Source organism: Microcystis sp. LE19-131.1A (assembly GCF_027532015.1).
GTDB classification, from domain to species: Bacteria; Cyanobacteriota; Cyanobacteriia; order Cyanobacteriales; family Microcystaceae; genus Microcystis; species Microcystis ichthyoblabe_A.
In genome coordinates this window covers 1-6,684 of sequence record NZ_JAPZSS010000305.1, presented here as the reverse complement: position 1 = coordinate 6,684, position 6,684 = coordinate 1, and the positions used below count along the sequence as shown (strand labels likewise).

Here is a 6,684-nt window from a genome sequence, read left to right as displayed (position 1 = left end):
GGCGTTTCGTGGTTTTGGGGGCGGTGATTTTAGGCGCGATTTTAACCCCTTCCACAGATCCTCTCACCCAATCCCTGTTAGCAGGGGCGGTCTTGGGTCTATACTTTGGGGGCATTGGGGTGGTGAAATTAACGGGACGTTGACTAGCTATTAGCCGTCATAGGAGACAGGAGTGGGAATTATGAATTATAAATTATGAATTGACGAGCGGGGAGCAGGGAGAACAAAGCTGACTTTTGCCTATTGCCTATTGTCTTTTCTGGCTGATGGCTGAGGGCTAAAAAGCTGATAAAATTTGACGGCTGAAAACTAATTAAGCCAGAAAGCTAGAGATTGATTCTAGATTGAGTAACAAAGTGAAATATTTTTTCTTAACGGCAGGTTGGACAATAGGACGGGTGTGGGAATTTGGCGGTTTGTGGGACCATGCGAGTAGTTGGCGACGACCACCGCAGATAGAGCGATTAAATATCGGTATTTTGGAAGGAGAACAGGTTTTATGGCTTTATAAGGTGGAAGAAGCCGTGATTATGGTGGAAGTTGCCCCCAAGAGTGCCGAAATTGCCGATACTGTCCCCACCATCGGGCAAGTGGTGCTAAAACGCTTGATTAGTGCCGAACAAGTCCTCGAAATCCTGCAAAATGCCGAAGAACTACTGAGGAAGTAATCAGTTATCAGTTATCAGTTATCAGTTATCAGTCATAATTCCCCATCTCCCCACACCCCACACCCAACACCCTACACCCTACACCCCACACCCTACACCCTACACCCCACACCCCACACCCAACACCCTACACCCCACACCCTACACCCTACACCCCACACCCTGATCTGGAATATTCTGGCGGAAGACCGATCGCCAACACTTGAAATATCTTCTAACAATAGTTACACTTCTTTAGAATAGATACACTTTTCAAGGGATAATGTAGGTTGGCTAACTCTTGCACTTAACAGTCGAGATTGTTGGGCTTATATTTTGACCCTGAATATAAAAAGCGTCTAAGTGGACACTAAATTGTCAATAGGAGGAGCGTAGTCAATGGGACTACCTTGGTATCGAGTACACACAGTCGTTCTCAACGACCCGGGCCGTTTAATTTCCGTTCACCTGATGCACACCGCACTGGTAGCGGGTTGGGCTGGCTCCATGGCCCTCTATGAGCTTGCTATTTTCGACCCCAGTGACCCCGTATTAAACCCGATGTGGCGGCAAGGAATGTTCGTGCTGCCCTTCATGGCCCGTTTAGGTGTCACCGGTTCTTGGGGTGGCTGGAGCGTCACCGGCGAAACTGGTGTTGACCCCGGTTTCTGGTCTTTTGAAGGCGTTGCCGCCGCTCATATCGTCTTATCCGGTCTGCTATTCCTAGCGGCGGTTTGGCACTGGGTTTTCTGGGATTTAGAATTATTCGTCGATCCCCGCACGGGCGAATCTGCGCTCGATTTGCCGAAAATGTTCGGTATTCACCTGTTCTTATCTGGTTTACTTTGCTTTGGTTTCGGTGCTTTCCATCAAACAGGCCTTTGGGGTCCCGGGATGTGGGTTTCCGATGCCTACGGTTTAACTGGTCATGTGCAGCCCGTAGCTCCGGAATGGGGACCGGCTGGTTTTAACCCCTTTAACCCCGGGGGTGTGGTAGCTCACCACATTGCTGCGGGTATCGTCGGGATTATCGCCGGTTTATTCCATTTAACCGTTCGTCCCCCCGAAAGACTCTATAAAGCCCTGAGAATGGGTAATATCGAAACGGTGCTTTCTAGCAGTATCGCCGCCGTTTTCTTTGCCGCTTTCGTCGTGGCTGGAACCATGTGGTACGGTAATGCTACCACGCCGATCGAACTCTTTGGCCCGACCCGTTACCAATGGGATAAGGGCTATTTCCAAGAAGAAATTGAGCGTCGTGTGGAGGCCAGCATCGCCAATGGAGCCACCATCGCCGAAGCTTACCAAGCAATCCCCGAAAAACTGGCTTTCTATGATTATGTCGGTAATAGCCCCGCTAAAGGTGGTTTATTCCGTACTGGTGCCATGGATAGCGGTGACGGTATCGCTAAATCTTGGTTAGGACACCCTGTTTTCAAAGATGGCGAAGGTCGCGTCCTTAGCGTGCGTCGGATGCCTAACTTCTTTGAAACCTTCCCCGTTGTCCTGACTGACTCGGAAGGTATCGTTCGCGCTGATATTCCCTTCCGTCGTGCGGAATCGAAACTGAGTATCGAACAAAGTGGTGTTACCGTTTCTTTCTACGGTGGCTCTCTCGATGGTCAGGTCTTCAGCGATCCTGCTGATGTGAAGAAATTTGCGCGTAGAGCGCAACTCGGTGAAGCTTTCGAGTTTGACACCGAAACCCTGAAGTCTGACGGGGTATTCCGCACTTCTCCAAGAGGTTGGTTTACTTTCGGTCATGCTGTCTTTGCTTTACTATTCTTCTTCGGTCACATCTGGCACGGTTCTCGTACCATCTACCGCGACGTATTCGCCGGGGTCGATCCAGATCTGGAAGAACAAGTGGAATTCGGTTTATTCCAAAAATTGGGTGATCTTAGCACTCGTAAACAAGAAGTTTAGTTTTAGCTAAATCATCCATATAACTAAAGGAGTCAAGTCTTTGACTCCTTTTTTTAATTAGGGTATGCTGAAAAAGTTTTTCGTGGGGGCAGGGTGTGGGGTGTGGGGAGAAGGGAGCAGGGAGTGGGGAGCAGGGAGAAACAATTGATAAGTACCTAAGCAAAATTAATTACACATATCTAACCACCTCTTGCCTCTTGCCTTTTGCCTTTTGCCTTTCTTCACTAGGAAATTTATTTTGCACGACTACTTAACTTGAGAGTTAATCACACTATTAAAAACGGATTTGGTATTAAAGTTCGATCGAGCTTTACTTTTCACCGAATACTGAAAAAACCGCTAGTTATTTCTATAACTAACGGCTTTTTGCTGGGGGAAATTACCCGTAATGGAATTACATAGAGGAACCTAAACCGGCGTAAGCTCCGTAGAAGAAAAGACCAAGCACAGCGATAACGCCTAGACCGGCGATGGTGGCGACTAACCACAAAGGAATACGACCTTCTGCGAACATGAATAACACCTCCTAATTGCGATGACAATAAATCGGGACTAATTAGTTAAAGAAATAGCTGGAAAATAAAATTCCCAAGACAGCAACTAGGAGTAAACCTAGATAAAGAGAAGTACGATTTAACTCGACGGCTTGCCGATTCGGATTAGGTGTTCTTTCCATAATTGTTCTCCTAGCGTTGAATAAACTGCATTGCCGCAATTGCACCGATAAAGAAGACAGTGGGGACCGCTAAGGTATGAACTGCCAACCAGCGAACGGTGAAAATGGGGTAAGAAATGGGTTGATTGGGATTACCACTAGCCATTGTTTTTATCCTTAATTAAAGTAAACTACTGATTAAACTGCTCGATTTGATTTTTGGCCTCAAAGCGATCATTAATGATCGGTAATTCTTGACGCTCTTGAGTGTAATACTCATCGGGACGGGGAGTGCCAAAAACATCGTAAGCTAAACCGGTACTCACGAATAACCAACCTGCGACAAAGAGCATGGGGATGGTGATGCTATGGATAATCCAGTAACGAATACTGGTAACGATATCGCCAAAAGGACGTTCGCCGGTACTACCTGACATGGATGGTTCTCCTCGGAATGATAGGACTTGAAAAATTCAATCTCTATAATAGAGACTTTGTTGACCCTGAGACAAGTTTTAGGCCGGTTCGCTAGGGGGATTATATTTCAGTAAAACCCCATTTTGTCCCAAGACAAAACCCTTGTCGGAATTGATAAAAACAATTCGATAGAGATTGGAGGGGACACTTTCCACCGCGCGATCTTTTTGCCAAGATTGGCCGTTGTCATGACTGACCAAGAGATTGCCGCTACCACCAGCGACCCAAATTTCTTCGGGGGTGCGGTAGTTGAGGTCCAAAAGTCCCCAACTGGTGGAAAACTCGGGGAATACCTTATCTTCCCATGTATCGAGATCATTGGGGCTAGTAAATTGTAGTTGACCACCCCGGGCCAGGGCCCACAATTCCCCTTTTTCACCATAACCGACTTTTTGTAAACGGCGGGAAGAAAGACGATTGTGGGGTTGCCATTCTGTTGACCCCGGTTCCCAGGTGGAATAAAAGTTACCGCGTGCGGAAACGGCCACATATTTACCATCATGGGAACGAACAATTGTCCGGGCCACACCCACAGCACCTTCCACTAAAGCTTGCCAAGTTTTGCCTCCGTCTTTGGTGCGGTAGATAGCGCCTAAATCCGTGACCATTTCGGCGGTTTTGTCGTTCAGAGCGATAATTCCGTAGGGAGAACCGGGTAATTTTTCACTTAAGGAGATACGGGACCAGCTGCTGCCCCCGTCTTCGCTATGGAGAAGAATTGAGGGTTTACCGACAATCCAACCCTCTTGGTCGTGGAAACTGACGGCGCTAAAGCTAACTTTTTCGTCGCCAAGGTTGAGGACTTTTTGCTGCCAACTGTTCCCCCCATCGCTGGTTTCAAAGAGGGTAGATTTGGTTCCCACTAACCAACCGTGCTGCAGGTCGTCGGTAAAGGCGATATCGGCAAAAGTGGAGTCAGTGTCGAGGGTGAGGATTTGCCAAGGACTATTGCTCAGGGATGGCACACTACTACAGCTAAAGCAGAAAAAGGCTACAGCTAGAACTATTACAAATTGTTTCAGTTTTCTCATCAATGGTTCAGAGGTATTGGTCAAGGAATCGGGACGGATTAAGGTTTGTACCCGATGAGTTACAGGCTCATAAGAGCCGTTAGATTTAAAGATAATGAGTGCTTGAGTTAGTTTAAACCATACAAACTAATAAAGAAAACAAATCCTAGCGCTAAAGCCCCGAAAATCAAAATATTTTTTTGTGCGGGAGTGAGACGGTTGACTCCAAAACCATAGCTAAGATTTTCTTGGAATCCCGAAGGAGCATCTTTAGCTCCGATGTTGATAAATTGGGAACGACGCACACCACACACGGGACAGCGCCACGTTTCTGGCAATTCCTCGAAGGGGGTTCCAGCGGGAGTGTTGGTTTTACTATCTCCCTTGCTGGGGTCGTAAACGTAGCCGCAGGAGCGACATTCGTGGTTGGCAGGGGCCTGGTCGGCTAGGGTTAGTTCTGGTGGGCGATCGCTCATGACTAAGATTAAGGGAATTTTCAACACTCTGTTACAAATTATCCTTGAAAATTGACCTCTCTGACGGCCAACCCCTAACAGAATAGCCAGTTTTCAAGTCTGAAAAGGATTAGCGAGGCAGCATATCGGCTTAAAAAAAACTAAGACTAATCTATTAGGGCTTAAATGTCTATTAAAACTTTATTAAGTTGATATTTGGGCTATTTACCCTGATTTTGGTAGTAAAATTTAGTCTGAGAAATTGAGAGATTTCAGGCAGGGAAGAAATTCGGGGTCTGATTTCTCACCTCTAACTGATTATTCTTGACCAAATTGACTAAATCCCCGGCTTAATTTCTTCTTAGAGGCGAGAGTGAAGCTAAATTACTTGTCCCTCTCCCTTATGGAGGCTTTCCATTTAATTAATTTCTAAGTGCGAGTAGAGAGTCACTAATTCTACCCGTGTCACCAAAGGCATGGTATTCCGTCAACCCCGTTAAGCTTTTTTCACGAAAATAACGTCTTTTTCGACCTTGACTTGATAGGTGGTTAGATTGCCTTTTGGGGGTTTATTCGTGACGACCCCAGTGGCGGTAAATTTCCCCGGATGGCAGGGACAAGCTAAAATCTGTGCGCCAGTATCCCATTTCACCGTACAGCCTTCATGGGTACAAGTTGGGTTTACTGCACTGATCTTTTTCGTCTTTTTCTCCCAGATCAAGAGCAAGGAGCCGACCGGGGATTTTTTATCCAGAAAACTGCCTTTGGCTTCCAATTCTTTGAGGGTAATGCCCGTCACTTTCACAAAGCCATCCGCCGCTTGGGCCGGGGTCATCTCTTGGTCGGTAGCCGTCCCTAGGATTTCTGGGGCGCAGGCCATGGCTCCACCAACACCAACGAGGGCAACAAATTCACGACGATTCATGGGATTAGGTTTTTTCCAACAGTAACGTTAACTTTCACTGTACCGTAGAAGCTCTTTCCATTCAATTAATTTCTAAGTGCGAGTAGAGAGGGCCAGTAAGCAAACGCCTGACCAGGATTAGGCTTCAGAAGCTAGTTGCGACCGATAATTAATTTTTGAGGGTTCAAAAATGGCAAAAATAAGGATTAAATGGCATAAAATATGTAAATAGACTATTTAGTTAATTATTATTCATTCTTAATTCTCCTGACTCCTGACGACCGACTCCTGACTCCTAACCCTAACAACAATTTTTGATTTTTACAACACTCCTAATGAATCCCCTCGTCAATTATTTTCGCAACCTGCACGAAATCCACTCATCCCAAGCAGCGGTAAAAGAAACCTCCTACTACGGCACTCTCGAAACTCTCCTCAACGAAATCGGTAAAACCCTAAAACCGCGAGTCCGCTGCATTATCAACCTCAGAAATCAGGGTGCGGGATTGCCAGACGGGGGACTTTTTAACGTCGATCAATTCCCCAAAAATCAAGAATTAGAACCTTTTACGGCGATTTTTCCCGAAAGAGGCGCGATCGAGATTAAGGG

9 protein-coding genes and 2 pseudogenes are annotated in these 6,684 nt (G+C 46.5%); 4 read left to right on the top strand and 7 right to left on the bottom strand.

Annotation, left to right across the window (positions count from 1 at the left end; all coding sequences use genetic code 11):
* The 3 genes and pseudogenes from O9323_RS21295 to psbB form a co-directional block, all read left to right on the top strand.
* Positions 1 to 143 (top strand): annotated as a pseudogene (locus tag O9323_RS21295) (twin-arginine translocase subunit TatC); the annotation flags it as partial.
* A 213-nt stretch (positions 144 to 356) separates the two neighbouring features.
* On the top strand, positions 357 to 668 hold the full coding sequence (locus O9323_RS21290; RefSeq protein ID WP_002749272.1) for a hypothetical protein: 312 nt from the start codon (positions 357 to 359) through the stop codon (positions 666 to 668).
* A gap of 378 nt (positions 669 to 1,046) precedes the next feature.
* Positions 1,047 to 2,573 carry a photosystem II chlorophyll-binding protein CP47 gene (psbB, locus tag O9323_RS21285; protein WP_002735904.1) on the top strand — a complete coding sequence of 509 codons (1,527 nt, stop codon included), beginning with the start codon at positions 1,047 to 1,049 and terminating at the stop codon, positions 2,571 to 2,573.
* Positions 2,574 to 2,967: 394 nt separating this feature from the next.
* Here the strand turns inward: psbB and O9323_RS21280 are convergent, their stop codons facing one another.
* The 7 genes from O9323_RS21280 to O9323_RS21250 all read right to left on the bottom strand — a co-directional run bounded on the left by O9323_RS21280 (position 2,968) and on the right by O9323_RS21250 (position 6,095).
* Complete coding sequence (locus O9323_RS21280) at positions 2,968 to 3,087, bottom strand: photosystem II reaction center protein J (RefSeq protein ID WP_002736108.1); 120 nt, start codon at positions 3,085 to 3,087, stop codon at positions 2,968 to 2,970.
* 42 nt (positions 3,088 to 3,129) lie between these two features.
* Positions 3,130 to 3,249 carry a photosystem II reaction center protein PsbL gene (psbL, locus tag O9323_RS21275; protein WP_002735805.1) on the bottom strand — a complete coding sequence of 40 codons (120 nt, stop codon included), beginning with the start codon at positions 3,247 to 3,249 and terminating at the stop codon, positions 3,130 to 3,132.
* Positions 3,250 to 3,259: 10 nt separating this feature from the next.
* Complete coding sequence (gene psbF / locus O9323_RS21270; RefSeq protein WP_002736175.1) at positions 3,260 to 3,394, bottom strand: cytochrome b559 subunit beta; 135 nt, start codon at positions 3,392 to 3,394, stop codon at positions 3,260 to 3,262.
* Positions 3,395 to 3,419: 25 nt separating this feature from the next.
* On the bottom strand, positions 3,420 to 3,665 hold the full coding sequence (gene psbE, locus O9323_RS21265; RefSeq protein WP_002737435.1) for a cytochrome b559 subunit alpha: 246 nt from the start codon (positions 3,663 to 3,665) through the stop codon (positions 3,420 to 3,422).
* Between the two features lie 78 nt (positions 3,666 to 3,743).
* Positions 3,744 to 4,736, bottom strand: a complete 993-nt coding sequence (locus O9323_RS21260) for a photosynthesis system II assembly factor Ycf48 (protein WP_002736815.1) — start codon at positions 4,734 to 4,736, stop codon at positions 3,744 to 3,746.
* Positions 4,737 to 4,843: 107 nt separating this feature from the next.
* Complete coding sequence (locus O9323_RS21255; protein ID WP_002736293.1) at positions 4,844 to 5,191, bottom strand: rubredoxin; 348 nt, start codon at positions 5,189 to 5,191, stop codon at positions 4,844 to 4,846.
* Between the two features lie 475 nt (positions 5,192 to 5,666).
* Positions 5,667 to 6,095 carry a QcrA and Rieske domain-containing protein gene (locus O9323_RS21250; protein WP_002774671.1) on the bottom strand — a complete coding sequence of 143 codons (429 nt, stop codon included), beginning with the start codon at positions 6,093 to 6,095 and terminating at the stop codon, positions 5,667 to 5,669.
* Between the two features lie 314 nt (positions 6,096 to 6,409).
* On the opposite strand from O9323_RS21250, the pseudogene O9323_RS21245 reads away from it, so the two are divergent.
* A pseudogene (locus O9323_RS21245) lies at positions 6,410 to 6,684 on the top strand (hypothetical protein); the annotation flags it as partial.

Coding starts and splice junctions, on each gene's coding strand:
- psbB (WP_002735904.1), top strand. CDS start 1,047: ATGGGACTACCTTGGTATCGAGTACACACAGTCGTTCTCAACGACCCG.
- O9323_RS21280 (WP_002736108.1), bottom strand. CDS start 3,087: ATGTTCGCAGAAGGTCGTATTCCTTTGTGGTTAGTCGCCACCATCGCC.
- psbL (WP_002735805.1), bottom strand. CDS start 3,249: ATGGAAAGAACACCTAATCCGAATCGGCAAGCCGTCGAGTTAAATCGT.
- psbF (WP_002736175.1), bottom strand. CDS start 3,394: ATGGCTAGTGGTAATCCCAATCAACCCATTTCTTACCCCATTTTCACC.
- psbE (WP_002737435.1), bottom strand. CDS start 3,665: ATGTCAGGTAGTACCGGCGAACGTCCTTTTGGCGATATCGTTACCAGT.
- O9323_RS21260 (WP_002736815.1), bottom strand. CDS start 4,736: ATGAGAAAACTGAAACAATTTGTAATAGTTCTAGCTGTAGCCTTTTTC.
- O9323_RS21255 (WP_002736293.1), bottom strand. CDS start 5,191: ATGAGCGATCGCCCACCAGAACTAACCCTAGCCGACCAGGCCCCTGCC.
- O9323_RS21250 (WP_002774671.1), bottom strand. CDS start 6,095: ATGAATCGTCGTGAATTTGTTGCCCTCGTTGGTGTTGGTGGAGCCATG.